Annotated in this window: 23 protein-coding genes; 14 read left to right on the plus strand and 9 right to left on the minus strand. The window is 57.4% G+C overall.

From position 1 onward, the window contains the following. Positions 1–129: 129 nt before the first annotated feature. The gene (locus tag E4O98_RS17945; protein WP_032875421.1) at positions 130–1,440 is read left to right on the plus strand and encodes an MFS transporter; all 1,311 of its coding nucleotides are present in this window, start codon (positions 130–132) and stop codon (positions 1,438–1,440) included. 179 nt (positions 1,441–1,619) lie between these two features. Then, entirely contained in the window at positions 1,620–2,492 is an 873-nt protein-coding gene (locus E4O98_RS17950; RefSeq protein WP_103735147.1) for a hypothetical protein, read from the plus strand. 24 nt (positions 2,493–2,516) lie between these two features. Here E4O98_RS17950 and E4O98_RS17955 read toward each other — a convergent pair whose 3' ends face one another. Further along, positions 2,517–3,221 (minus strand): SDR family oxidoreductase, encoded by a 705-nt coding sequence (locus E4O98_RS17955; protein WP_223018334.1) that lies wholly within the window; start codon positions 3,219–3,221, stop codon positions 2,517–2,519. 101 nt (positions 3,222–3,322) lie between these two features. Between E4O98_RS17955 and E4O98_RS17960 the strand changes: the two genes are divergently transcribed. The 3 genes from E4O98_RS17960 (at position 3,323) to rarD (ending at position 6,332) form a co-directional block, all read left to right on the plus strand. After that, on the plus strand, positions 3,323–4,225 hold the full coding sequence (locus E4O98_RS17960; RefSeq protein WP_078821340.1) for a LysR family transcriptional regulator: 903 nt from the start codon (positions 3,323–3,325) through the stop codon (positions 4,223–4,225). Between the two features lie 81 nt (positions 4,226–4,306). Next, positions 4,307–5,323: an aldo/keto reductase gene (locus tag E4O98_RS17965; protein ID WP_005788244.1), complete on the plus strand. Its 1,017-nt coding sequence runs from the start codon at positions 4,307–4,309 to the stop codon at positions 5,321–5,323. 127 nt (positions 5,324–5,450) lie between these two features. Continuing rightward, positions 5,451–6,332, plus strand: a complete 882-nt coding sequence (rarD, locus tag E4O98_RS17970; protein ID WP_248091349.1) for an EamA family transporter RarD — start codon at positions 5,451–5,453, stop codon at positions 6,330–6,332. 54 nt (positions 6,333–6,386) lie between these two features. On the opposite strand, the gene E4O98_RS17975 is transcribed toward rarD, so the two are convergent. Then, the gene (locus E4O98_RS17975) at positions 6,387–7,616 is read right to left on the minus strand and encodes a DUF6543 domain-containing protein (RefSeq protein ID WP_177464517.1); all 1,230 of its coding nucleotides are present in this window, start codon (positions 7,614–7,616) and stop codon (positions 6,387–6,389) included. 164 nt (positions 7,617–7,780) lie between these two features. After that, positions 7,781–8,857: a 4-hydroxyphenylpyruvate dioxygenase gene (hppD, locus tag E4O98_RS17980; protein ID WP_032875438.1), complete on the minus strand. Its 1,077-nt coding sequence runs from the start codon at positions 8,855–8,857 to the stop codon at positions 7,781–7,783. A 425-nt stretch (positions 8,858–9,282) separates the two neighbouring features. On the opposite strand from hppD, the gene E4O98_RS17985 reads away from it, so the two are divergent. Then, complete coding sequence (locus E4O98_RS17985) at positions 9,283–10,824, plus strand: EAL domain-containing protein (RefSeq protein ID WP_248135821.1); 1,542 nt, start codon at positions 9,283–9,285, stop codon at positions 10,822–10,824. A 174-nt stretch (positions 10,825–10,998) separates the two neighbouring features. Then, complete coding sequence (locus E4O98_RS17990; RefSeq protein ID WP_032875443.1) at positions 10,999–11,364, plus strand: histone-like nucleoid-structuring protein, MvaT/MvaU family; 366 nt, start codon at positions 10,999–11,001, stop codon at positions 11,362–11,364. Positions 11,365–11,476: 112 nt separating this feature from the next. On the opposite strand, the gene E4O98_RS17995 is transcribed toward E4O98_RS17990, so the two are convergent. Further along, positions 11,477–12,013: a DUF4946 domain-containing protein gene (locus E4O98_RS17995; protein WP_078821338.1), complete on the minus strand. Its 537-nt coding sequence runs from the start codon at positions 12,011–12,013 to the stop codon at positions 11,477–11,479. A gap of 178 nt (positions 12,014–12,191) precedes the next feature. On the opposite strand from E4O98_RS17995, the gene gloA reads away from it, so the two are divergent. Continuing rightward, positions 12,192–12,713 carry a lactoylglutathione lyase gene (gene gloA / locus E4O98_RS18000; RefSeq protein WP_005788230.1) on the plus strand — a complete coding sequence of 174 codons (522 nt, stop codon included), beginning with the start codon at positions 12,192–12,194 and terminating at the stop codon, positions 12,711–12,713. A gap of 83 nt (positions 12,714–12,796) precedes the next feature. Here the strand turns inward: gloA and ahpF are convergent, their stop codons facing one another. From ahpF to E4O98_RS18015, 3 genes are all read right to left on the minus strand, one after another. After that, the gene (ahpF, locus tag E4O98_RS18005; protein WP_032875448.1) at positions 12,797–14,362 is read right to left on the minus strand and encodes an alkyl hydroperoxide reductase subunit F; all 1,566 of its coding nucleotides are present in this window, start codon (positions 14,360–14,362) and stop codon (positions 12,797–12,799) included. A 130-nt stretch (positions 14,363–14,492) separates the two neighbouring features. Then, positions 14,493–15,056 (minus strand): alkyl hydroperoxide reductase subunit C, encoded by a 564-nt coding sequence (gene ahpC, locus E4O98_RS18010; RefSeq protein ID WP_005788226.1) that lies wholly within the window; start codon positions 15,054–15,056, stop codon positions 14,493–14,495. 133 nt (positions 15,057–15,189) lie between these two features. Continuing rightward, positions 15,190–16,122: a site-specific integrase gene (locus E4O98_RS18015; RefSeq protein ID WP_228308378.1), complete on the minus strand. Its 933-nt coding sequence runs from the start codon at positions 16,120–16,122 to the stop codon at positions 15,190–15,192. Between the two features lie 169 nt (positions 16,123–16,291). On the opposite strand from E4O98_RS18015, the gene E4O98_RS18020 reads away from it, so the two are divergent. Continuing rightward, entirely contained in the window at positions 16,292–17,299 is a 1,008-nt protein-coding gene (locus E4O98_RS18020; RefSeq protein WP_228308379.1) for a DNA-binding protein, read from the plus strand. Here the strand turns inward: E4O98_RS18020 and gorA are convergent, their stop codons facing one another. Both gorA and galU read right to left on the minus strand, forming a co-directional pair. Beyond that, entirely contained in the window at positions 17,300–18,658 is a 1,359-nt protein-coding gene (gene gorA, locus E4O98_RS18025; protein ID WP_078821335.1) for a glutathione-disulfide reductase, read from the minus strand. A gap of 105 nt (positions 18,659–18,763) precedes the next feature. Then, positions 18,764–19,603, minus strand: coding sequence for a UTP--glucose-1-phosphate uridylyltransferase GalU (gene galU, locus E4O98_RS18030; protein ID WP_003173830.1), 840 nt, complete (start codon positions 19,601–19,603; stop codon positions 18,764–18,766). Positions 19,604–19,912: 309 nt separating this feature from the next. Here galU and E4O98_RS18035 point away from each other — a divergent pair, with 309 nt between their 5' ends. From E4O98_RS18035 to E4O98_RS18055, 5 genes are all read left to right on the plus strand, one after another. Then, positions 19,913–20,098, plus strand: coding sequence for a hypothetical protein (locus E4O98_RS18035; RefSeq protein ID WP_032875460.1), 186 nt, complete (start codon positions 19,913–19,915; stop codon positions 20,096–20,098). A 507-nt stretch (positions 20,099–20,605) separates the two neighbouring features. Further along, the gene (locus E4O98_RS18040; RefSeq protein WP_032875466.1) at positions 20,606–21,127 is read left to right on the plus strand and encodes a fimbrial protein; all 522 of its coding nucleotides are present in this window, start codon (positions 20,606–20,608) and stop codon (positions 21,125–21,127) included. Between the two features lie 47 nt (positions 21,128–21,174). Continuing rightward, positions 21,175–21,735, plus strand: coding sequence for a fimbrial protein (locus tag E4O98_RS18045; RefSeq protein WP_032875469.1), 561 nt, complete (start codon positions 21,175–21,177; stop codon positions 21,733–21,735). Between the two features lie 19 nt (positions 21,736–21,754). Further along, positions 21,755–24,367 (plus strand): outer membrane usher protein, encoded by a 2,613-nt coding sequence (locus tag E4O98_RS18050; protein ID WP_081883267.1) that lies wholly within the window; start codon positions 21,755–21,757, stop codon positions 24,365–24,367. Then, positions 24,364–25,125 carry a fimbria/pilus periplasmic chaperone gene (locus tag E4O98_RS18055; RefSeq protein WP_103735141.1) on the plus strand — a complete coding sequence of 254 codons (762 nt, stop codon included), beginning with the start codon at positions 24,364–24,366 and terminating at the stop codon, positions 25,123–25,125. Before E4O98_RS18050 ends, E4O98_RS18055 begins: the two co-directional genes overlap by 4 nt. The last annotated feature ends 2 nt before the right edge of the window (positions 25,126–25,127 follow it).

A 25,127-nucleotide genomic window follows, 5' to 3' on the forward strand; every position in this document is an offset into this window, starting at 1 on the left:
ACCGGCACAGCGCAAACGCGGCTTCGCTGTGCGCCGGCACAAAGACAGTCGCCCATTACGTCGCCGAGACTGTTGGGGCGGTCAACGTTACCCTCGCGCCGCGAAAAATCATAATAAAGAGAGAATCCCATGCCACAGAGCGCCACTGCAGCACTGGCCAGCGATGACGATAAAAACGCCATCTACAAGCGCATCACCCTGCGCCTGATCCCCTTCATCTTTATCTGCTACCTGTTCAATTACCTCGACCGGGTAAACGTTGGCTTTGCCAAGCTGCAGATGCTCGATGCGTTGAAGTTCAGCGAAACCGTGTACGGCCTGGGCGCCGGGATTTTCTTTATCGGCTACGTGCTGTGCGGCGTGCCGAGCAACCTGGCACTCACCCGGTTCGGCCCACGGCGCTGGATCGCGTTGATGATGATCGTGTGGGGGACGCTGTCTACCTGCTTGCTGTTTGTGACCACGCCGACGCATTTCTACACCTTACGCCTGTTTACCGGTGCCGCTGAAGCCGGCTTCTTCCCCGGCGTGGTGCTGTACCTCTCGCAGTGGTTCCCGACCTTCCGCCGTGGGCGGATCATGGCGCTGTTCATGTCGGCAATCCCGGTGTCCGGCTTGCTCGGCAGCCCGTTCTCTGGGTGGATCCTCAACCACTTCGCAGCCGGCCAAGGTGGCCTGGCGGGCTGGCAGTGGATGTTCCTGCTGCAGGGCATCCCGACTGTGATCCTCGGCGCCCTCGCCTACTTTCTGCTCAGTGACAGCTTCGCCAATGCCAAGTGGCTCAAGCCCCATGAGCGCGCAGTGTTGGAAGCCGACCAGGCCACGGACCTGGCGAACAAGCCCGCAACCACCAGCGATTCGCTGGCCGAAGTCTTCAAGAACCCGGCGATCTGGGCGTTCGGCCTGATCTACTTCTGCATCCAGAGCGGCGTGTATGCGATCAACTTCTGGCTGCCTTCGATCATCAAGAACCTGGGGTTCAGCGACAACCTGGTGATTGGCTGGCTCAGCGCGATCCCCTATTTGCTGGCGGCGGTGTTCATGCTGCTGGTGGGCCGCTCCGCTGACTTGCGCAAGGAACGCCGCTGGCACTTGGTAGTGCCGATGCTGATGGGCGCCATCGGCCTGGTGATTGCGGTTAACTTCGCCACCACTCCGGCCATCGCCATCCTTGGCTTGACCATCGCCACCATGGGTGCACTTACCGGCCTGCCAATGTTCTGGCCGGTGCCCACCGCCATGCTCAGTGCCGGTGCCGCAGCGGGTGGCTTGGCGTTGATCAACTCCATGGGGCAGATGGCGGGGTTTCTCAGCCCGTATATCGTCGGTTTTGTGAAAGATGCCACTGGTTCAACCGATGTGGCGTTGTACCTGCTGGCGGCGGTGATTGTGGGTGGGAGTATGTTGGCTTTGCGGATGACGCGTGCGCTCAAGGTTTAACCTCCATGGGACGGCGCAGATGCTCTTGGAAGGCGTGAGGGTGTTTGCGCCGGCACACGCTGCCTTGAATGGAATTAAAGGCTTGCTTTTTATACCTGTCACTTTTGACAGTATTCAAATTTTTGGATCGCATTTAGCCTTCACTGTGAATTCATTTCACTTCTTGAAGGGCTATCGAGATGATCAGTAAAACAGCACAGGGCACCCAAGGTAAGTTAACAGTCACAGTAGCAGGCGCGCACAACCTGACCTTCCAAGGTGACGCGGATAAAATGGATATGTACCAGGAGCCAAATGGAATATGGCATTTGGTGGCGACAAAACGTCTCTCGCCAGAGCCCAACCATTTTTATGGCATTGATATTTATCTTCCCGCTGAGCTACCGAGTGACGAGACCGAACACAGCTATAGCTTTGCCGATGGGCACGCCAGGTTGCTCTTTTCTGCGTATGAAAACTCGGGCATTTCTCCCTATTGGGCAACTGCCGGGGAGATAACAGTGTCATTCGACGGTGAACGGATGCAGGCGTCTTTCTCGGGTAAAGCGCAGTTTGGTAGCGATAAACAAATAACGCTGACAAAAGGTGATGTCGACCTGACAGGCGTGTCAATGGTTCACAGCGCCCAGTATCCGGCCAAGGGTGAACTGGACCTGACTTTCGAGGGTGGGCCGCTACCGGGTTCTTACTCTTTCAAAACCGACCTGCGGATTGATAGCTCCGACTTCGGGGGCCACCGCCCGGATCGCCGAATCTTCATGGGCGACTATTACGATGACGGCTTGCCGCGGACTCGGAATATTTTTGCCATCGTGGTCTATAACGACGCGAAGGGATTGATCCATGACCTGGCCGGCAATAATGACGTCCGCGTTCAGTTTCAACGACTCGACACTTATGGGACGGTGACAGCCCATGCTGGGGTGCTGAAACTGAACGAAGAAGTCACTGACGAGCATGGCTCGGGTGAGTTTGCCTGTTCCTTTCGAAGAAATGACGGGCCTGAGTTTACTGCCATAGGGACGTTTACACTGGACAAGGCCCGTCATTAACCAAAGGGCACCGGCGGTGGGCGGTTACAGCTGCCCGCCGCCGTCGATATCGATGATGCTTCCCGTTATAAAGCTGTTCTCCATGGCCAGCACATACCCCGCCGCCACTTCTTCAGCCTGCCCTACCCGGCCAACCGGCAATGCCCCGCCTGCGTTGGCAAACATCGCCACGCGCTGCTCTTGCGCCAACCCGGCATAGGCCGGGGTGTCAATCACGCCCGGGCTGATGACATTGACTCGACGTGGCGCCAGTTCCTTGGCCAGTTGCTTGCCCAATGCTTCGGTCGCAGCGTTGATGCCGGTCTTGATGAACTGCCCCGGTGCCAGCTTGCGCCCCAACTGACCGGAAGTCAGGCTGATGCTGCCGTGTTCATTCAGGAACGGCAGCGCCTGTTGAATCGCACGCAGCGCGCCCCAGAGTTTCACATTGAAATTTTCCTGGGCTTCGTCAAGGTCGGTTTCGATCAGGGGCTTGGCCCGCACCGAAGGGCCCGAGGTGTAGACCAGGTGGTCAAAATGCCCCACCGTTTCGAACAATCGCTGCAACGACGCGCTATCGGTGACGTCCACCGGTTCGCTGCGTGCGCCTTTCTCGATGCCGGAGGTCAAGCGACGCCCGGCCAGCACCACGTGCGCGCCGCGAGCAATGGCCGCCTGGGCCACTGCCGCGCCGATACCGCTGCTGCCGCCAATAACGATGACGGTTTTACCGCTCAGAGAAGAGACCATGTGCAAACTACCTGGATAAGAAAGTGAGCCTTCATCTTCACAGCTTGGCAATCGGTGAAAAATCCGGGTAAAACGACAAGATCTTTAAAGGATTTTTATCAATGGGCTCGATTCTCGACCTTGAAGTCTTTGTGCGCAGCGCCGACACCGGTAGCCTGACCGCTGCCGCCCGTAGCCTCGGCCTTACCCCAGCAGCGGCCAGTATTGCCCTCAAGCGTCTTGAAACCCGGCTCGGCATCCGCCTGCTTGCCCGCTCCACCCGCAGCATGCGCCTGACCGAAGAAGGCCGGCGTTATCTGGACAGCGTGCGAGTGGCGCTGGAAGCCCTGTCCGAAGGCGAACATGCCATCAAGCAACAAGGCCAAAGCCTCAGTGGTTTATTGCAATTGGCCGCTCCCTCGGACTTTGGCCGCAATGTGCTGCTGGGCTGGCTGGATGAGTTCAAGCTCGAGCATCCGAACATCCGCCTGCAATTGTTACTCAACGACAGCAATGCCGATTTGTTTCGCGACACCGTCGATATCGCCCTGCGCTTTGGCGTGCCGAGGGATTCCAGCCTGGTGGCGCTGCCGGTGGTGCCCGGCCACCAGCGCATCGTCTGCGCCAGCCCCGACTACCTGGCGCGCTACGGTGCACCGCAGGTGCCTGCAGATTTGGCGCAGCACAGTACGCTGCGCTACATGCGCCGCGGGCAGGCCAATAGCACCTGGTATTTCCGCCAGGGCACACTGCTGCAGGAGGTCGAAGTCAGCGGCGACTACCTCAGCGATGACGGCGAAATCGTTCGGCGCTGGGCGCTGGCCGGCCATGGCATTGCCTATAAAGCCAACCTGGATGTGGCCCGAGACATCCAGGCCGGGCGGCTGGTGCCGCTGCTTCCCGACTGGCAAGGCGAACCCACGCCGTTCAACCTGATGTGCCCTCACCGTCTGCAAGTGTCGGAGCGGGTGAAAGTGCTGCATCGTTTTTTACAGGCCCGCTGCCAGACATTGCTGCGCGGATGAAGAAATGCGCCCAGGGCTTGTTCCAGAGCCGTCGGGTCTGGTATTGCATGACTCACATTTGCCTGCAATGAGGAGCTTTGCATGATTTACCGCACATTGGGCCAGTCCGGGTTGAAAGTCAGCGCACTGACGCTCGGCACCATGATGTTTGGCGAACAAACCAGCACCGAAGACTCGCTGCGTATCATCGACAAGGCCTGGGACCAGGGTATCAATTTTATCGACACCGCCGACGTCTACACCGGCGGGCGCTCCGAAGAGATCGTCGGCGAAGCCATTGCGCGCAATCGCCAGGATTGGGTGCTGGCCACCAAGGTCGGCTTCGGCCCCGCCGATGGTTTGCCCAACCGCAGCGGGCTGAACCGCAAGCGCATCTTCAATGCGTTGGAAGCCAGCCTTGCGCGCCTGGATACCGATTACCTGGACATCTACTATCTGCACCGTGAAGATCACGACACGCCTTTGGAGGTAACCGTGTCGGCCATTGGCGACCTGATCCGCCAAGGCAAGATCCGCTACTGGGGCCTGTCCAATTATCGCGGTTGGCGCATCGCTGAAGTGATTCGCGTGGCCGAGCGCCTGGGGGTAGATAAACCCATTATCAGCCAGCCGCTGTATAACATCGTCAACCGCCAGGCCGAGGTCGAGCAAATCACAGCGGCGGCAGCCTATGGTTTGGGTGTAGTGCCTTACAGCCCGCTGGCACGTGGGGTGCTCAGTGGCAAGTACGCACCTGACGTTACACCTGAGCCAGGCAGCCGTGCCGCGCGCCAGGACAAGCGCATCCTGGAAACCGAATGGCGGGTGGAGTCGCTACGCATCGCCCAGCTGATCCAGCAATACACCCAGGGACGTGGCGTGGGGATTGTAGAGTTCGCAATTGCCTGGGTGCTGAACAACGCGGCAGTGAGTTCGGCGATTGTGGGGCCGCGTACCGAGGCGCAGTGGGATGCCTACACTCGCGCGCTGGACGTAAACATCACGCCTGAGGATGAGGCCTTCATTGATTCGCTGGTCACGCCCGGGCACTCGTCCACTCCGGGGTTCAACGACGTGGGCCATTTTGTTTCCGGCCGCGTGGCGTTGCGAGCGGGCTGAAATCTGCCTGATAGCATGGAGATTAAAATGTGGGTGGGAGCAAACTCCCGCCCACATTCTATTTCTCGCAAAAAACGCCATACTCCCCTCCTGGAACTGGATATGAATCGGCTTTCGCGAGGACAGTGTGTCTAAAGGTGTTGTGTTATCGGTCTTGGCCTCGGTGTTGTTTGCCGTGATGTATTACTTCACGTCACTGCTCACACCGTTGAGTGGTCTGGAGATTTTCGGCTGGCGCATGTTGCTTACAGTACCGTGCATGACGGTGTTCATGATCGTCAGCGGCGAGTGGCGGCGGGTGTGGGAACTGTTGCGGATGTTGGCGGCCAAGCCGCGCCTGATCGCCGGGGTGCTGGTGTCTTCTGCCTTGCTCGGCGTGCAGTTGTGGCTGTTTATGTGGGCGCCGCTGAATGGGCGCAGCCTGGACGTTTCCGTGGGGTACTTCCTGCTGCCGCTGACCATGGTGCTCACCGGGCGCCTGGTCTATGGCGAGCGGTTGTCACGGTTGCAACAGATCGCCGTGGTGTTTGCCGCGCTGGGCGTACTGAACGAGTTGTATCAGGCTGGTGGTTTTTCCTGGGCAACGCTGGTGGTGATCATAGGCTACCCGGTGTATTTCGTGGTGCGCAAATATCTGAACACCGATCATTTGGGCGGGCTGTGGCTGGATATGGCGTTGATGCTGCCGGTGGCCTGGTGGTTTGTGCAGAGCGGCGAACAGGGTTTTGCGGTGCTCGATGTGCATCCCAAGCTATACGGGTTGATTCCGATGCTGGGCTTGATCAGCGCTTCGGCGCTGGTGAGCTACATCATTGCCAGTCGCTTGCTGGCCTTCAGCCTGTTCGGGCTGCTGAGCTACGTAGAACCGGTGCTGCTGCTGGCGGTGGCCCTGCTGTTGGGCGAAGGCATCCAAGGCGGGCAATGGCTGACCTATATCCCGATCTGGCTGGCGGTGATGGTCCTGGTGTATGAAGGGTTCAAACATCTAGTGCGTCAGCACCGAGCTTGAGTGGCTGGATGGAAGTGGCGCAATGGCGTGGGGTATCCATTCCCCTCTGTCGAGTCAGGTCCTGACTTCGGTCGTCGGTAATTCAGGCGTACCTACGCTTTGTTCAATGACGTCGGCTGTGTTCTCCAACCTTTTCCTCCACTTACCGTAATGGGGGATGTTGCTCTGGATTTGACTGCCCACCCTTTCCAAGTTGGCATCCATCTCTGCCTTATCAACACCAAACACCTTGCCGACACGATTGTCGTGATTCAATTCAAGCAGCGTTCCTTTGATGGGGTCTTTCAGGATGGTTTCGATGGAATTCGCCACGTTGTCAGGAAGACCCAGCGCTTTCAACGCGGTGGCGAGGCCATGCCCAGGACTTCTGAGTTGCTTCAGGAACTCGTCGTAAAGACCCATTAGGTCATTAGCGCGCACGTTGTCCAGGGAGACACTGGTTATTTTCTTGCGGAACTCGTTGAAGGTCATGGGTTCAAGCGGTTTGTTTTGGTTCAACCCGTTTTGGACGAAATAAAATCTCCTCGCCTTGGCGTCCTTTTTTTGGCCGCCGCCTTGCAAGTTTCCATAAGCGTCGTAGCTATAGACGATGGCTTCTCCATCTGGCCGATACCCGACATAAAACGCCTTTCCATCTGGTTCCAGTTTATAGAGCTGCGTTCGCACCAGCCCGTCGACCTGAGCGGGTGGGACCGAGGCGTCTTTGTTCAACCGCTCGAAAATATCCCCCCGCTCATGGCCGAAACTACCCACGACCGCATTAATATCGCCAGCCGCGAACTCGCCGAACTGCTTGTTGACCCGTTCCTGCTGTTTGGGTGCTTCAGGATTGGAAAAATGCTGGGTAAATCGCTTTCGCTCAGTCGGGTCATTGGCTACGTCCTTGAGCCAGGCCGTCATTTCCTCTGCATCCTTGAACTCATGAAACGAGGTCACGTCATCTTCCGGCATATACAGGACGAGATTAGGCCCATCTTCGGTAGGCGGCACCCGCTTGATCACCATCATGTCATTGGACTGGGCGCCATCAACCGCGAATGTCGAGACCTGCACTCCGGGCGCACCCGGTTTGTTGGGTGAGACCACAGCCTTCACCAACTGATAACCCTCGGCACTGAGGGTGTCGCCCAGGAACTCGGTTTCGCCATCATCCAGAAACTTCTTACGCGCCTGATTGACCAGGTCTGCATCATCGGATGAACGCACATAGCGAACTGGCTCGGTCTGTTCCGCTGGTAGGCTGGGCTCGATCGGGCGTTGAGGGGTAGGACAATTCACATTCATAAGCGGACCTCTTCGGAATGGAAGCGCAGGTTTTTCTGCGCTCCTCGCCTCTGTGTGATATTTGAAAAACCATTTGTTCCTATTTCACCGCCCGGCAATTACAACCCGATATAACAGACACAAAAAAGCCCGGTAAAAACCGGGCTTTTTCGTTATCCATTGAATTACTCGGCAGTCAGTACGCCACGACGCACCTGGTCGCGCTCAATCGACTCGAACAGCGCCTTGAAATTGCCTTCGCCAAATCCATCGTCGCCCTTGCGCTGAATGAACTCGAAGAACACCGGCCCCATCAGGGTTTCCGAGAAGATCTGCAAAAGCAGGCGCTTATCGCCTGCAATCGAGGAACCATCCAGCAGGATGCCACGCGATTGCAACTGGTCTACCGGCTCGCCGTGGTTCGGCAGGCGGCCTTCCAGCATTTCGTAGTAAGTGTCTGGCGGTGCGGTCATAAAACGCATGCCGATCTTCTTCAACGCGTCCCAGGTTTTGACCAGGTCGTCGGTGAGGAACGCCACGTGCTGGATGCCCTCGCCGTTGAACTGCATCAGGAACTCTTCGATCTGCCCGGCGCCCTTGGACGATTCTTCGTTCAACGGGATGCGGATCTTGCCATCCGGTGCGCTCATGGCCTTGGAGGTCAGGCCAGTGTATTCGCCCTTGATGTCGAAATAGCGCGCTTCGCGGAAGTTGAACAGTTTTTCGTAGAAGTTGGCCCAGTAGATCATGCGTCCGCGATAGACGTTATGGGTCAGGTGGTCGATGACCTTGAGGCCGGCGCCTACCGGATTGCGGTCAACGCCTTCGAGATAGACGAAATCGATGTCATAGATCGAGTTACCTTCGCCGAAGCGGTCGATCAGGTACAGCGGCGAACCGCCGATACCCTTGATCGCCGGCAGGTTCAGTTCCATCGGCCCGGTTTCAATATGAATCGGCTGGGCGCCCAGTTCCAGGGCCCGGTTGTAGGCTTTTTGCGAGTCCTTGACGCGGAATGCCATGCCGCACACCGACGGCCCATGTTCGGCCGCGAAGTAGGCGGCGAGACTGCCGGGTTCGTTGTTGAGGATCAGGTTGATCTCGCCCTGGCGATACAGGTGCACGTCCTTGGAACGGTGGGTCGCCACCTTGGTGAAGCCCATGATCTCGAAGATCGGCTCCAGCGTGCCAGGCGTCGGCGATGCGAATTCGATAAATTCAAAGCCCATCAGGCCCATCGGGTTTTCATATTGGTCGGTCATTTCGATGCCTCATCATTCTTGTAGGTAGCAATTGATCAGTTGCGAGCAAGGATGAGGTTCGAGGGTGGCGCACAGGAAAGACCCCGCACGCTGCGGGCGAGGAAGTCACCAAAGATGAGGGGGGAGCCGAGTAGCTTCATGGTGTCATCAGTCTCTGACGGCCGAGGCTTGCGTGAGCGCAAGTCCATATTCTTGTATGCGTAAACCGATTCTACACAGCGTAAACAGATTTGTCCGTACTCTTATCAAATCCCCATTGCCCTCCTTCGTGCAAGAGGTTTGTAGCAAGCGCGCCGGCTGGTTGAGCACCCGGGACACGCGTGAATAGGCCCTCAGCCCAGAATCAACAATCGGTAGCGAGCGTACTTGAGCAATGCCATCTATCATCGGCACATACCCTTTTTTTTCAGCGACTGACTGTCCCTATGCCCCTGACCTCCAAAGGCCCACGAGGCCGAGCCACACGTTACGTCATCAGCGCAACCTGTGGACTGCTCCCGATTCTGCTGGGGGTCGCGATTCTTTACTGGCAAGCTGAACGCACACTTGAACAAAGCACCACACAAACGGCTCAGGAAGCAGTGCGCCAGTTCGATTTGATGCTCGACAATACCGCCCTCGCCGCCCGGGATTTGCTGCCATTGGCAGGCAAACCGTGCGATAACGCGGCGAAACTGGCGCTGCGCGAACAGGTCACGCGCCGGCCGTTCGTACGCGCCACCACGTTGTCCTGGCAGAAAAACATTTATTGCAGCTCACTGTTTGGCGGCGACTACCAATCGCCGGTCAACCCGGACGACTATGTGGATGGCCGGTTGTGGTTGATGAATGGCAACCCTGTCACGCCAGATACTGCGTTACTGGTTTACCGCCTGGTGGAGGGTGAGCAAGGCGCGTTTGCCTCGATCGACAGCTACCACCTCACCAATGCCTTGCGCCTGATCAGTCGTTACGCCTATTTGGTGCTGCAAGTCGGGCCCAATTGGCTGGATGCCGACGGCAAAGTGCATAACGACGCAGTGCCCGTGTTCGCCGTGGCGCATCATCACCTGGCGTCGGCGCGCTATCACTACAGCGTCGAGGCCGGGATGCCTGCCGGGGAAACCTGGCGTTATATGCAGGCCCGCTATCCGGCGGTGTTCAGCCTGGTGGCGTTCTTTGGTGTGCTGGCTGGCATCCTCGCCCATTGGCTGCAAAAACGCTCGTCGGCACCCACCCACGAACTGCAACGTGCATTAAGCGCCAACGAATTTATCCCGTATTTCCAACCCGTGGTGCGCGGTGATACGCGTCAGTGGGCCGGTTGCGAAGTGCTGATGCGCTGGAAACATCCCAAAGAGGGCCTGGTGCGGCCAGATTTGTTTATTCCCCTGGCCGAAGACTCCGGCCTCATCGTGCCGATGACCCGCGCCCTGCTGCGCCAGACCGCCACGCAACTGGCGCCCCATGCCGAACGCTTCAACCCCGGTTTTCATATTGGCGTGAACATTACCGCGCGGCATTGCCAGGACCTCGAACTGGTGAACGATTGCCAGGAGTTTCTCGCAGCCTTCCCGCCCGGCCAGGTCACCTTGGTACTGGAGCTGACCGAACGCGAGCTGATCGAGCCCACCGAGACCACCCGCAGACTGTTTGACGCCCTGCATCAGTTGGGGGTGATGATCGCGATCGATGACTTCGGCACCGGCCATTCCAGCCTCGGTTACTTGCGCAACTTCAATGTCGACTACTTGAAGATTGATCAGAGCTTTGTCGCCATGATCGGTGTGGATGCACTGTCACGGCATATTCTGGACAGCATCATAGAACTGTCAGCCAAGCTTGACCTTGGCATTGTTGCCGAAGGCGTGGAAACAGCAGAACAGTGTGAATACCTCGTCGCCCAAGGTGTGGATTTCTTACAAGGTTACCTGTTCGGCAAGCCGCTACCCTGCGATGAGTTCATTAAATCGTTAGGCAACCGATGAAAGATTGTTATTTGGACAGAAGACATGATTTACTCCAGAGGGATTAACTACTACAATTTTTCTGCCTGTGCAGAACTCGCAGAAGGGTCTTCTTCGTTGACGTCGTGTTAACGTTTCTGGCTTATAGCTTTGTCTGCAGTTGATATCAGCCACTACACTATTGGAGTACAGATTTTGTCCAGACTCGCCGAATTTCGCGCAGCAGAAAAAGCCCTTCAAGAGCAGCTGGCCCAGCTGGAATCCTTGAAGAATGACGCAGGCTTGAAGAAAGAAATCGAATTCGAAGAAAAGCTCAAAAAGCTGATGGACAGCTACGGCAAAAGTCTGCGCGATGTCATCGCCATTCTTGATCCAGCCCCGCGCAAGGCGGGTGCAACCATCGCCGCAGCGCCAAAGCAGCGCCGTGCACGGGTCGTCAAGGTTTACCACAACCCGCATACCGGTGAGCTGATCGAGACCAAAGGCGGCAACCACCGCGGCCTGAAAGCGTGGAAAGAAGAGTACGGCGCTGCCACGGTAGATTCCTGGCTGCGCGGTTAATCATTCCGCACTAAAAAAAGCCCCGCACATGCGGGGCTTTTTTGCAGTTGACGGTTCGAAAGCGAACTTAACCAGCCGTTCATTTTGCTCAAAACCACTAAAAAGGGTCGATTCAAAGTTTCAGGCTGTTGCGCACCGAACTGACTTCGTCTTTGCTCGCCTCGTAGGCTTGCGCCTGGCCCGCGTAAGAAAATACATAGGCCTTATCTGTATCCACTGCGCCGACTAATGTTTGTGACAACACGTGCCGTCCATTTTCGGTTATCACGCAAGTAGTCTCCAACGCTTCAAGGCGACTCAGTGTCGTAGGATGCATCTTGCTGCACACGCTTTGATAACCGCCCTGGGCGAAATCTTTCTGAATCGATTTGCGCATTTCCAGTAACACGCCTGGAAGATTAACTTTATGTCCGGTTTCAATTGGCGTGCCGGTCAACTCCATGACCATCAGGGTTGCGCCGTTTTCATCATTTTTGATCGCGCGCTGGCGAGACACTGTTTGAGCCTTCGCGGGGACTTCGTCGTCAGGTATGACTTCTTCGACCTGCCAGCCGCTGGGCCAATGAATCTCCGGGTCGGCCGCCAATACGAACGGGCTCCCCAGCATCAGGCACAACGTACTCAACAGCGATTTACGAAACTCGATCATTATGAAAAACGCCCAGGGTTCAAGCCGCAAAGTTTGCGGCCCCGGACCCGCCGCTCGCAAGGGCCGCTTGCGTTTTTTCATTTGGCGCGGCAGGTAGCCCTTGCGTATCATGAGCCGGCAGCACGGATGCTTGCCGCACGCCAAGGGACCGCTTTGCCCCATTTTTTCTGGAGGGCCCATGAGCCTGCACGAACTGAACACCTTCCCGGGCGTCACTGCCCAACCTGACACCGCCACTGCAAATTTTGTGTTTAACCACACCATGTTGCGGGTCAAGGACATCACCAAATCGCTGGACTTCTACACCCGCGTGCTGGGTTTCTCCCTGGTTGAAAAACGCGACTTCCCGGAAGCCGAATTCAGCCTGTATTTCCTCGCCCTGGTGGACAAGGCCCAAATCCCGGCCGACGCCGCCGAGCGCACCCAGTGGATGAAATCGATTCCGGGCATCCTTGAGCTGACCCATAACCACGGCACCGAAAACGACGCCGACTTTGCCTATCACAACGGCAATACCGACCCGCGTGGCTTTGGCCATATCTGTATTTCGGTACCGGATATCGTCGCTGCGTGCGAGCGTTTCGAAGCGCTGGGCTGCGATTTCCAGAAGCGCCTGACGGATGGCCGCATGAAGAGCCTGGCCTTCATCAAGGACCCGGATGGTTACTGGGTCGAGATCATCCAGCCGGCGCCGATGTAACACGCGGCGCGTCTCGCGCAGTACGCAGGAATGAAAAAGCCCCATGATTGCTCATGGGGCTTTTTTGGTTTTTCGCGTGTCACTTATGCCGGGGCTGATGTGCGAATCAAGTGATCGAATGCACTCAGGGAGGCCTTGGCACCCTCGCCCACCGCAATGACGATCTGCTTGTAGGGCACGGTAGTGACGTCACCGGCCGCAAATACACCCGGCAGTGACGTCTCGCCACGGGCATCCACGATGATCTCGCCGCGCGGCGTCAGCTCCACCGTGCCTTTGAGCCAGTCGGTGTTGGGCAACAAACCGATCTGCACGAAGATACCTTCCAGGTCGATAGTCTTGAACTCACCACTGTCGCGATCCTTGTAGGCAAGGCCGGTGACTTTCTGACCATCGCCTTTGACTTCGCTGGTCAGCGCGCTGGTAATCACATCCACGTTCGGCAAGCTGTAAAGCTTGCGTTGCAGCACCGCATCGGCGCGCAACTTGCTGTCAAACTCCAGCAACGTGACATGGTTGACGATCCCGGCCAGATCAATAGCCGCTTCCACACCGGAGTTACCGCCGCCGATCACCGCAACGCGCTTGCCCTTGAACAGCGGCCCATCGCAGTGCGGGCAGAAGCACACGCCCTTGGCCTTGTATTCCTGCTCGCCCGGCACACCCATCTCTCTCCAGCGGGCGCCAGTGGCCAGGATAACGGTCTTGGACTTGAGGGTCGCACCGCTTTCGAAGCGAATCTCATGCAACTCACCGGCATTTTTCGCCGGCACCAGGCTGCTGGCGCGCTGCAGGTTCATGATGTCCACGTCGTACTGACGCACATGCGCTTCCAACGCACTGGCCAGTTTCGGCCCTTCGGTTTCCTGTACCGAGATAAAGTTCTCGATGGACATGGTGTCTAGCACCTGGCCACCAAAACGTTCCGCCGCTACACCGGTACGGATACCTTTACGGGCTGCGTAGATGGCCGCCGAGGAACCGGCTGGGCCGCCGCCGACAACCAATACATCGAACGCCTCTTTGGCACTGATTTTCTCGGCGGCTTTTTCGAGGCCGCTAGTGTCGAGCTTGGCAAGAATTTCTTCCAGGCCCATGCGGCCCTGGCCGAAGTTCACTCCATTCAAGTAGACACTGGGCACCGCCATGATCTGGCGTTCGTCGACTTCGGCCTGGAACAGCGCGCCGTCGATGGCCACATGACGGATATTGGGGTTCAGCACCGCCATCAGGTTCAGGGCCTGGACCACGTCCGGGCAGTTCTGGCACGACAGCGAAAAGTATGTCTCGAAGCTGAACTCACCTTTAAGGGCGCGGATCTGTTCAATCACTTCGACACTGGCCTTCGACGGGTGGCCACCGACTTGCAACAGAGCCAGCACCAGCGAAGTGAATTCATGACCCATGGGGATGCCGGCGAAGCGCAGGCTGATATCGGCACCCGGGCGGTTGATGGAGAACGATGGCCGGCGCGCATCATCGCCATCGGTTTTCAGGGTAATCAGCGTGGTGAGGCTGATGACGTCCTGTAAAAGAGCAAGCATTTCCTGGGATTTCGCGCCGTCGTCGAGGGAGGCGACGATCTCGATCGGCTGGGTGACCCGTTCCAGGTATGACTTCAACTGAGCTTTAAGATTGGCGTCCAACATACGGGCGATTTCCTGTTCATTCGGTTTATTGCAGACAAAAAAACGCCCGAGCGAATCTCGCCCGGGCGTTTTGAGGGCGGATGCAGCTTACTTAAGTGCGGATTCCCGCCCTTGATACGTCTTCACAGACTTAGATCTTGCCGACCAGGTCCAGGGACGGAGCCAAGGTAGCCTCGCCTTCTTTCCACTTGGCTGGGCACACTTCGCCTGGGTGGGCAGCGACGTATTGAGCAGCCTTGATCTTGCGCAGTAGCTCGGAAGCGTCACGGCCAACACCGCCGTCGTTCAGTTCAACGATCTTGATCTGACCTTCCGGGTTGATCACGAAAGTACCGCGGTCTGCCAAGCCGGCTTCTTCGATCAGTACGTCGAAGTTGCGGGAGATGGTCAGGGTTGGGTCACCGATCATGGTGTACTGGATTTTGCCGATGGCTGGCGAAGTGTTGTGCCAGGCAGCGTGGGCAAAATGGGTGTCTGTGGACACGCTGTAGATTTCGACGCCCAGCTTCTGGAATTCGGCGTAGTTGTCAGCCAGGTCTTCCAGTTCGGTTGGGCAAACGAAGGTAAAGTCGGCTGGGTAGAAGAATACTACCGACCACTTGCCTTTCAGGTCAGCGTCGGTCACATCCAGGAAGCTGCCGTTTTTGAAAGCGGTGGCTTTAAACGGTTTTACTTGGCTGTTGATGATAGGCATCGTTGACTCTCCGTCAGGGGTTAAGAAGTTGATGAGATGAATCCTACCGACTCTTTCGGTCGATGGCCCATTGGCAAACCTGATGCTGATGATTGGCTTTCTCTATCAAGTGGCGGTATTAATAGAAGAAATTTCAAATCAGCGGCTGGGTGGCCAAGGTCATGCCGAGAAACGGCGTCGCTTCAACATAGCGCATGGCGGATTTCATGTCGTTCCACCCGACGTAACTCATCAGCGACTTCAAGTCCCAGCCACTGCGATGGGCCCAGGTGGCAAAGCCGCGCCGCAGGGAGTGGCTGGTGTATTGCTCGGCGGGGATGCCTGCACGTTCCAGGGCCTGGCGCAATAATGGGATGACACTATTGGGATGCAGCCCCTCCTCGCCCAGGTTGCCCCAACGGTCGATGCCGCGAAAGACCGGGCCGCGAACCAGCGCCGAGGCGCTGAGCCAGTCGCTGTAAGCTTGCACCGGGCACAGGCGCAGCAGCGCTGGCGTCTGGTATGTCTTGCCCAGGTTTTCCCGATCGCCTTTGCTACGCGGTAGGTACAGGCTGATCCCGGCGCCGGGCACAGCCTGGACGTGCTCAATGCTTAATCGGACCAGCTCATCACTGCGAAACCCCCGCCAAAAGCCCAGCAGGACCAGCGCAGTGTCACGCTTGGCGCGCAGCAATCGGGGCTGGTCCTGGTTTTCGCTGGCCTGGCTTGCTTCAAGCGCCAGTGAAGTGACGACCTGCTCAAGATGCTGTAGCTGCAAAGGCTCTGCCTGCCGCTCGCGCGCTGGATGCACGGCACGAATCCCCTTGAGCACCTTGCGCACCACGGGCGCTTTCGTCGGATCGGCAAAGCCCTGGCTGGTATGCCACTGCGCCAGTGCCGAAAGCCGCAGTTTCAAGGTGTTCACCGCCAACACTCCGGCGTGCGCCACCAGATAACGCGCCACGCTGTCGCTGGTGGCCGGCAGAAACCCTCCCCAACTCACTTCGAAGTGCTCGATCGCCGCACGGTAGCTGCGGCGCGTGTTGTCTCGGGTCGCAGCGTTGAGATATCGATCCAGCTCGCTCATGGGTGTCGTTTCGTACTGCCGGCAGGGGAAGTGGCGGTTAAAACCGTTATGACACGGGATAATACGCCAATATCCCATCTGTTAAATCATGAATTTCAACGATTTTTTATACGTGCTAAAGTATGTATATACATACCATGTACCACAGTACTAAATCGACGGAGACTCCATGGCTCGCGGCGGCATAAACAAAGCAGTAGTTCAAACGGCACGCTTGGCAATCCTTGCCCGCGGCGAAAACCCCAGCATCGACGCAGTACGGATCGAGATGGGTAATACCGGTTCCAAAACCACTATTCATCGCTATTTGAAGGAGCTGGACGAAAGTGAAACCCGGCTGACCATTACCGAGGCGCCGATTGACGACGAGCTAGGCGAGCTGGTTGCACGTCTGGCCCAGCGCCTGAAAGAGAAGGCTCAGGAGCCGATTGACTTGGCGCTGGCGCAATTTGAACAGCAGAAAACCGCCCTGCTCGCCCAGGTTGAGGCGCTTGAAGAGGCACACACTCAGCTCAAGCAGCAATTTGATATCCAGGCCGCAGCCCTGGCGGAAGAAAGCGCTGCGCTGCAAACCGTCAGCACCAGCCTGCAAACCGAGCAAACCCGTAACGCCGGGTTGAGCCAGGCGTGCAGTGATTACGAGTTGCGGATCAACGACAAGGACGAACAGATTCGCTCACTGGAAGAGAAACACCTGCACGCACGCGACGCGCTTGAGCATTACCGCAACGCGATAAAGGAACAGCGCGAGCAAGAGCAGCGTCGCCATGAAGGCCAGCTGCAGCAGGTTCAAGCCGAATTGCGCCAGGCTCAGCAAAGCGCACTCGTACGCCAGGATGAAATCACCCAACTGCATCGCGATAATGAACGCCTGCTGATTGAGCAGCGAGTGACCACCAAGGAACTGAACGCATTGCAGGATCAGACCCGCAAGGATCAGGCCGCACAACTCAAGCTCAATGAGCATCTGAGCAAGATCGACAGCGAGCGCGCCCTGCTTCAGGAGCGCCTGCGGGTTGCAGCACTGGACAGTCAGGCACGCCAGGAGGCGCTACTTGAAAATCAGCAGCGCAACAAGGCACTGGAACTGGACCTGATCAAGGCCCAGGCCAGCATCGACGCGCTGCGCCTGGCCGCCGCCGTTGCAGCGGCGCCAGAGACAGCACAACCATCCTGATCAATCGGCCACAGGCGTGCGCATGGTGACGAACTCTTCGGCCGCCGTCGGGTGCACGCCGATGGTCTCGTCGAAATGCTGTTTGGTCGCGCCCGCCTTGAGCGCGATCGCCAGCCCCTGCACGATTTCGCCTGCATCCGGACCGACCATGTGGCAGCCCAAGACCTTGTCGGTGTCGGCATCGACCACCAGTTTCATCAGGGTCTTTTCCTGGCAGTCGGTCAAGGTCAGCTTCATAGGCCGGAAACGGCTTTCAAAGATCTGCACCTTGTGACCTTGCTTGCGCGCGTCTTCTTCCGTCAGCCCGACGGTGCCGATATTCGGCAGGCTGAACACCGCCGTTGCGATGTTGGCGTAATCCACCGCACGGTACTGCTCAGGCTTGAACAGGCGCCGCGCCACGGCCATGCCTTCAGCCAGGGCGACCGGCGTCAGTTGCACCCGACCAATCACATCGCCAATGGCCAGGATCGATGGTTCGGCGGTCTGGTAAAGATCGTCCACCTCAACGAAGCCGCGCTCGTCCAACTTCACACCGGTATTTTCCAGCCCCAGGTTGTCGAGCATCGGGCGGCGGCCGGTAGCATAGAACACACAGTCGGCTTCCAGCACGCGGCCATCCTTCAAGGTGGCCTTGAGGCTACCGTCGGCTTGCTTGTCGATGCGCTCGATATCGGCATTGAACTGCAGGTCCAGCCCGCGCTTGGTCAGTTCTTCCTTCAGATGGGTGCGCACCGAACCGTCGAAACCGCGCAAGAACAAGTCACCGCGATACAGCAAGGTGGTGTTGGCACCCAAACCATGGAAAATTCCGGCGAATTCCACTGCAATGTAACCACCACCCACCACCAGTACGCGCTTGGGTAGCTCTTTAAGAAAGAACGCCTCATTGGAACCGATCGCGTGTTCACGCCCTGGAATTTCCGGGATCTGCGGCCAGCCGCCGGTAGCGATCAGGATGTGCCTGGCAGTAAAGCGCTCGCCGTTGATCTCTACCTGATGCGCATCTACCAGACGCGCATGGCCTTCATGCAGGGTCACCCCGCTGTTGACCAGCAGGTTGCGATAGATGCCATTAAGACGGTTGATCTCGCGATCCTTGTTGGCAATCAGGGTTGCCCAGTCAAAGTTCGCTTCGCCCAATGACCAACCGAAACCACTGGCTTGCTCGAAGTCTTCGGCAAAATGCGCGCCGTACACCAACAGCTTTTTCGGCACGCAGCCGACGTTCACACAGGTGCCGCCCAGATAGCGGCTTTCCGCAACGGCCACCTTGGCACCGAAGCCTGCGGCAAAGCGCGCCGCACGAACACCGCCGGAACCGGCGCCAATTACATACAGGTCAAAATCGTAGGCCATTTCACTCTCCTCGGCAGAACACCAGCATACCGACTTACATGGGGCTGAAAAACGAAAAAGCCACCCGAAGGTGGCTTTCTCTTGAAACAGTGCGGCAAGCGTGAATCAGTAGGCCTTGCCAGTCTTGTAGAAGTGCTCGTAGCAGAAGTTGGTTGCTTCGATGTAGCCTTCGGCGCCACCGCAGTCAAAACGCTGCCCTTTGAACTTGTAGGCAATTACGCAACCGTCTTTGGCTTGCTTCAATAGCGCATCGGTGATCTGGATTTCGCCACCCTTGCCCGGCTCGGTTTCTTCGATCAGTTTGAAGATGTCCGGGGTGAGGATGTAACGACCGATGATCGCCAGGTTCGACGGAGCATCTTCCGGCGCTGGCTTCTCGACCATGTCACGCACGCGGATCAAGCCATCGCCAATATCGTCGCCGGCGATAACACCGTACTTGTTGGTTTCGGTTGGGTTGACTTCCATCACCGCAACGATGGTGCAGCGGTATTTCTGGTAGAGCTTGACCATCTGGGTCAGCACACCATCACCTTCCAGGTTCACACACAGGTCATCCGCCAGAACCACGGCGAACGGTTCGTCACCGATCAGCGGGCGACCGGTAAGGATAGCGTGGCCGAGGCCTTTCATTTGAGTCTGACGGGTGTAGGAGAACGAGCACTCGTCGAGCAATTTACGGATACCGACCAGGTATTTTTCCTTGTCGGTGCCTTTGATCTGGTTTTCCAGCTCATAGCTGATGTCGAAGTGGTCTTCCAGGGCGCGTTTGCCGCGGCCGGTAACGATGGAGATCTCGTTCAGGCCGGCATCCAGGGCTTCTTCCACACCGTACTGAATCAGTGGCTTGTTCACCACCGGCAGCATCTCTTTGGGCATGGCTTTGGTCGCTGGCAAGAAGCGAGTGCCGTAACCGGCTGCTGGGAACAAGCATTTCTTGATCATATGAGTCCTTACAAAGGGCTGTGCGTACGGAATTCGGCGCAGTCTAATCAGGCCGCAGTCACCTTACAATGGGTCCTGCTGGCGTTGCGATGTCATCATAGAGAAAAAATGTCGGCGTAAGTTCCGCTGATCTTGCAAAGGGGTTGCCCACGATCAGACGAAACACACCCGCCCCCCTTTATTTAAAAGGGCTGCAATGGTTTTAGCACGCTTTTCGCCGCCTGGCACTGACCTGCAACAACTTGCGCCCCCCTCAGCCGTTTGGAGGTATCATGGCCGCCTTGAATCAGACCACGAGATTGCCAATAGATGTCAGAACCCAAAGGTGTAAACGGCTACCTGATCACGCAGCGTGCAGACGGCTGGCACTTGATCAATTTTCACGGCGACAGCGTTGCCGGAACATTTGCGACCGAGAGCCAGGCGATTGCCGTAGCTGAAGTGTTTGTGGATGAAGCAGGCCACGCGTCGAGCAAACGTCCGAAAAACAAGTAAGCCTCGCCACACCGCCACAAAAAAGCCCCGGTCGACGGGGCTTTTTTTTGGACGCCTGTATTTGTCGGCGCCGTGCGACCTCTCCGCCCTCGACACTTAGTTGTTTCGCTTCGTAATTAACTATTGTTTTTTAGTTCGCGTAATCCCATTCTTACATCCGCAGCCCCAACTAACATATTCTTATTTATTAGAGCGTGGCTCATTTCCTACAGTCAAAATCAGCTTTTTGGCAAATCGCCATATCCTTCCTATATATCCTTACACCGTGTAGCTACACAACTAACGGAATGTGCCGACTTACTTTCTCATGGCAAAACAGCACAATCACTTCCACTTCGATCGTACCCGTGAATTGCAATACAACTAGTTGGAAACTGTGATTATTCAACAGCCGACTCGGCCGACGACTGGCCGGCGTTCCGGGAGCTACGTTTGGGGTGAAACAGTCAGTCCCGCTCGCAATGGTGACGGGGCTCTTCAATGACATTTTTATGCGGGCATCTGCAAATGAAAACCAAGTTCAAAACTGCGCTGTTTACCCTCGGGCTGTTCGCGGGCTCGATTTCTGGAGCTAACGCGGCAGATGGGACCATTACCTTTCTGGGATCGGTCCACTCGGGGGCCTGCTCCATCAAGCCTGAATCCGTAGATCAGAGCGTTCACCTGGGCGCAATCGCAAAGCATCAATTGCAGGCAGGCGGAAAGTCTGAAGCCCGCCGTGTGCTGATAGAGCTTGAAGGCTGTGACCTGGCGGGCCTCACCGACAACACCGTGACCACAACCTTTACCGCGGCGCCGTCAACCGACGTCCCTGGGGCGATCGGCACCGTCGGTAGTGCAGGCCGCGTGGGCATCATGATGACCCATGGCGGCAGTCCTGTTCAGCTCGGTGTGGCGACGGTGCCCCAGGCCATTTCTACCGGTGATAACACCCTGGAGTTCGGCGCCTATGTTCAAGGCGCTGCTACCGGCGACATCGTCCCGGGCGATTTCAGTGCAGTCACTAATTTCACCTTGGCTTATCAGTAAGTTTTCCCCCCGCCACTTTCGGTGGCGGGGGGCTGGTGGAGATAGCGGTGAAAACATTCATAAGTCTAGCGATCACCTCGTCGCTGGCGATGCTCATCAGCCCTTACGTTTTTGCGCAGACGCTTGCACAGGGCGAGGGTGTGGTCACGCTGGGCGGAGAAGTCGTTGACTCGGCTTGCGGGTTGGAGCTGACCAGTGCTGATCAATCCATTGAAATGACGCCCGAACCCATAGGTCGGCTTTTACGCAATGCGTTGGGAGAGCCTCACCCTTTCGAGTTGCGCCTGGTCAATTGCTCGCTGACCCGTCCCGACCCACATCGCCCAGGGGCGACGTTGCCTGATTGGCAACATCTGCGCGTCACGTTTGACGGCCCTCGTGACAGAGAAGGCCGCTCCTTTGCCGCCTTTGGTGATTCACAGGGGATCGCCTTCCATATTTGGGATTCGGCCGGCCAGGAGAGTGTTCCGGGTGAGCAGATGGCGCCGCACCCCTTGGCGGAAGGTGACATGACACTTCACTACACGCTGCGGCTGGTGGGTAACGGGCTGCCGCTGGCACCTGGCGCACATCGCGTCGCCGTGCGGTTCAAGTTGGAATACTTTTGAACATTGATGGGTTGCTTTCATGCTGAATGCGTCGAAGATCAAAAACAAGCTGCGTCCGAGTCTGGTTGGCGGGCTGATGTCACTGGCAGGAACTGCATGGGCCGGCGGTGATATCGAATTCAATACGGACGTTCTTGATCTCAATGATCGCACCAATATCGATTTGTCTCGATTTGCACGCAGCGGGTTCATTTTGCCCGGCACCTACACGATGCTTGTACAGATAAATGGCCAGCCTGTTTCCGAGCAATCGGTGGCATTTTACCCGCCCGAGGATGACCCCAAAGGAAGCCAGGCGTGTTTGTCAGTTGACCTGGTGGAACAACTGGGCCTGAAGGCATCCGAAGCGGCCAGCCTGACCTGGTGGAAAGGTAGCGAGTGCCTGGACATTCACAGCCTGCCAGGTACGGAGGTCAGCGCGGATCTGGCGACCTCCACGCTGAGCATCAACCTCCCCCACGCCTACCTTGAATACAGCGCGATCAATTGGGACCCACCCGCACGCTGGGATGAAGGGGTGCCAGGGCTTTTGATTGACTACAACATGACGGCGCAGTCCAACGCTCAAAAAAACGAGCGTACCCGCAATCACCTCAGTGGTAATGGCACCGTGGGTGCCAATGCCGGGGCTTGGCGCCTGCGTGCCGATTGGCAGGGGCGTGTCGACAGCGCGAGGGACAGATCTGCCGGGGAGCAAAAACTGGAATGGAGTCGTTACTACGCTTATCGCGCGATACCTGCGCTGAAGGCGCGCCTGTTGGTGGGAGAGAACTACCTGTATTCGGATCTGTTTGACAGCTTCCGTTTTACCGGGGCGGCGCTCAACTCGGACGAAAGCCAGTTGCCACCTAATTTGCGCGGTTACGCCCCTGAAGTGCTCGGGGTGGCCAAAACCAATGCCAGGGTGGTAGTCAGCCAGCAAGGGCGCGTGCTGTATGAAACCCTGGTGGCAGCCGGCCCATTTCGCATTCAGGATCTTAATGATGCCGTCGCCGGCACGCTGGATGTGCGCGTCGAGGAGCAGGACGGCTCGGTGCAGACTTTCAAGCTCAACACTGCTGGTGTGCCCTACCTCACGCGCCCCGGGCAGGTTCGATACAAACTGGCAACTGGTCGCCCTTCCAGTCTTCAGTACGGCGCTGACGGTAATCTCTTTGGCACGGGCGAGTTTTCGTGGGGGGTCAGCAACGGCTGGTCGCTGTTTGGCGGCGCTATAACGGATAAGTACTACCGGGCGGCAACGATTGGGGCGGGACGTGACCTTTTGGCTTTGGGCGCCCTCTCGCTGGATGTTACCCAGTCCCACGCCAACGTGTGGAATGAAACGCTGTCCGGTAAATCCTTGCGCCTGCAATATTCCAAGAACTTTGAACAATACGACAGCCAAGTAACCTTTGCCGGCTACCGGTTCTCCGACAAGAACTTCTTGAGCATGAGTGAATACTTGGATGCTCGTCACTACGGAATGAACGGCGAACTGGCTGGGCGCGAAAAATACGATGAGCACGGTCAATACACGGGTGGATGGAAGCCTGTGGGTGGCAGCAAGGCGCTTTATACAGCCACTGTAAATAAGCAGTTTCGAGACTTGGGCGCCACTGTCTACGCCAGTTACAACAAACAAACTTATTGGACCCGACCGGCGACTCAACGCTGGAACTTGACGCTGTCACGTTATCTCAATATTGGCACCGTCAAAAACATGAGCCTGTCTTTGAACGTGTACCGCACTCAGGATTACAACTATAAGGATAACGGTATGGCGCTGACGGTCAGTGTGCCACTGGGGCGCAGCGGCACACTATCGTTGGACGCTAACAGAACCGCGGGCAAAAACGGGTTTTCAACCCGCTACAGTGATCGCATTGATGAGCGCAACAGTTACCAACTCAGTGCGAGCGACAATTCGGCCAGCGGCTATCTGAGCCATGCGGGTGACCAGGCTGACTTGACGCTTGCTGCCAGTCGACAGCAAGGCAACTACACCAGCCTCAGCATGTCAGCTCGCGGCGGTGGCACGCTCACGCCTCACGGGGCAGCGCTGCATCGTACCAACAGCATGGGCGGGACCCGCCTGATGGTCGATACCGGCGGTGTTGCTGATGTGCCGGTGCGCGGTTACGGCACGCCAACCCGCAGTAATGCGTTTGGCAAGGCCGTCATTTCCGATTTGAGCAGCTACCAGCGTACGGCCGCCAGTGTCGACCTGGAACGCTTGCCGAGCAATGTCGAAGCCACCCAGTCGGTCACCCAACTGACGCTCACGGAAGGGGCCATCGGTTATCGCGCCCTGGAACTCATTTCCGGTGAGAAAGCCATGGCTGTCCTGCGTCTGCCGGATGGCAGTGCGCCGCCCTTCGGTGCAATGGTCAAAAACACAAAACAGCAGGACACCGGGATTGTGAATGACGGCGGCAATGTCTACCTGAGCGGTATCCAGCCAGGCGAGCAGATGGTCGTCAGTTGGAGCGGCCGCGAGCAATGCACCCTCACCTTACCCGTCGTTTTGCCTGCGGATGGCCTGACCAACGCACTGCAACTGGACTGCCGGATGGCAGTCACCGATCAACCCTTGTCCGCGCCGGCAGAGCTGACCGGCAAGCACACCGCCCCGGAGACTACATCATCATGACATTGAACATACGCATCACACTCTCGACCCTCACACTGCTGGCGCTCAGCCTGAGCCAAAACGCCACCGCAGCGATTGGCCTGGACCGTACCCGGGTGATTTTTGATGGTGGCAAGGATGCCACCAGCGTGAGCATCACCAATAACAACACCCAGCTGCCTTATCTGGCCCAAGGCTGGATCGAGGATGAGCAAGGCCAGAAGATCACCACACCCTTGATCGTGTTGCCACCGGTGCAGCGCGTAGAACCCGGCAAACAAAGCCAAGTGAAGGTCCAGGCGTTACCGGCAGCCAAGTCCCTGCCCCAAGACCGGGAGACGGTCTATTACTTCAACCTGCGGGAAATTCCACCTCGCACCGATAAGGCCAACACGTTGCAAATCGCGTTGCAGACCCGTATCAAATTGTTCTACCGACCACAAGCCATCGCGCCCAGCCAACAAGAAGTTTCCAACCCCTGGCAGGAGCGCCTGACCCTTACCCGACAAGGCGAGCGTTATCAAGTCAATAACCCGACGCCTTACTACGTGACGCTGGTGGACGCACGTAGCAGCAAGGACGGCAAGACCGTCGCGGGCTTCGAGCCGCTGATGGTCCCGCCCAAAGGTGCTGTGACGTTAGGCCCGACGGTCAAAGCCCTCGGTTCCACGCCTCATCTTGCCTACGTCAATGATTACGGCGCACGCCCACTGCTGGCCTTCTCCTGCAGCGGTGAGACTTGCAAGGTGAACCTGCAAGCAGCACCGCCTAACCAGTAAGT

Source organism: Pseudomonas sp. W2Jun17 (genome assembly GCF_023127795.1).
Classification (GTDB): domain Bacteria; phylum Pseudomonadota; class Gammaproteobacteria; order Pseudomonadales; family Pseudomonadaceae; genus Aquipseudomonas; species Aquipseudomonas synxantha_A.

Coding starts and splice junctions, on each gene's coding strand:
- galU (WP_003173830.1), bottom strand. CDS start 19,603: ATGATCAAGAAATGCTTGTTCCCAGCAGCCGGTTACGGCACTCGCTTC.
- E4O98_RS17985 (WP_248135821.1), top strand. CDS start 9,283: ATGCCCCTGACCTCCAAAGGCCCACGAGGCCGAGCCACACGTTACGTC.
- E4O98_RS18040 (WP_032875466.1), top strand. CDS start 20,606: ATGAAAACCAAGTTCAAAACTGCGCTGTTTACCCTCGGGCTGTTCGCG.
- E4O98_RS17995 (WP_078821338.1), bottom strand. CDS start 12,013: ATGATCGAGTTTCGTAAATCGCTGTTGAGTACGTTGTGCCTGATGCTG.
- E4O98_RS18035 (WP_032875460.1), top strand. CDS start 19,913: ATGTCAGAACCCAAAGGTGTAAACGGCTACCTGATCACGCAGCGTGCA.
- ahpF (WP_032875448.1), bottom strand. CDS start 14,362: ATGTTGGACGCCAATCTTAAAGCTCAGTTGAAGTCATACCTGGAACGG.
- gloA (WP_005788230.1), top strand. CDS start 12,192: ATGAGCCTGCACGAACTGAACACCTTCCCGGGCGTCACTGCCCAACCT.
- ahpC (WP_005788226.1), bottom strand. CDS start 15,056: ATGCCTATCATCAACAGCCAAGTAAAACCGTTTAAAGCCACCGCTTTC.
- E4O98_RS18015 (WP_228308378.1), bottom strand. CDS start 16,122: ATGAGCGAGCTGGATCGATATCTCAACGCTGCGACCCGAGACAACACG.
- E4O98_RS17950 (WP_103735147.1), top strand. CDS start 1,620: ATGATCAGTAAAACAGCACAGGGCACCCAAGGTAAGTTAACAGTCACA.
- hppD (WP_032875438.1), bottom strand. CDS start 8,857: ATGACCGACCAATATGAAAACCCGATGGGCCTGATGGGCTTTGAATTT.
- E4O98_RS18050 (WP_081883267.1), top strand. CDS start 21,755: ATGCTGAATGCGTCGAAGATCAAAAACAAGCTGCGTCCGAGTCTGGTT.
- E4O98_RS18020 (WP_228308379.1), top strand. CDS start 16,292: ATGGCTCGCGGCGGCATAAACAAAGCAGTAGTTCAAACGGCACGCTTG.
- E4O98_RS17955 (WP_223018334.1), bottom strand. CDS start 3,221: ATGGTCTCTTCTCTGAGCGGTAAAACCGTCATCGTTATTGGCGGCAGC.
- E4O98_RS17945 (WP_032875421.1), top strand. CDS start 130: ATGCCACAGAGCGCCACTGCAGCACTGGCCAGCGATGACGATAAAAAC.
- E4O98_RS17975 (WP_177464517.1), bottom strand. CDS start 7,616: ATGAATGTGAATTGTCCTACCCCTCAACGCCCGATCGAGCCCAGCCTA.
- gorA (WP_078821335.1), bottom strand. CDS start 18,658: ATGGCCTACGATTTTGACCTGTATGTAATTGGCGCCGGTTCCGGCGGT.
- E4O98_RS18055 (WP_103735141.1), top strand. CDS start 24,364: ATGACATTGAACATACGCATCACACTCTCGACCCTCACACTGCTGGCG.
- E4O98_RS17960 (WP_078821340.1), top strand. CDS start 3,323: ATGGGCTCGATTCTCGACCTTGAAGTCTTTGTGCGCAGCGCCGACACC.
- E4O98_RS17965 (WP_005788244.1), top strand. CDS start 4,307: ATGATTTACCGCACATTGGGCCAGTCCGGGTTGAAAGTCAGCGCACTG.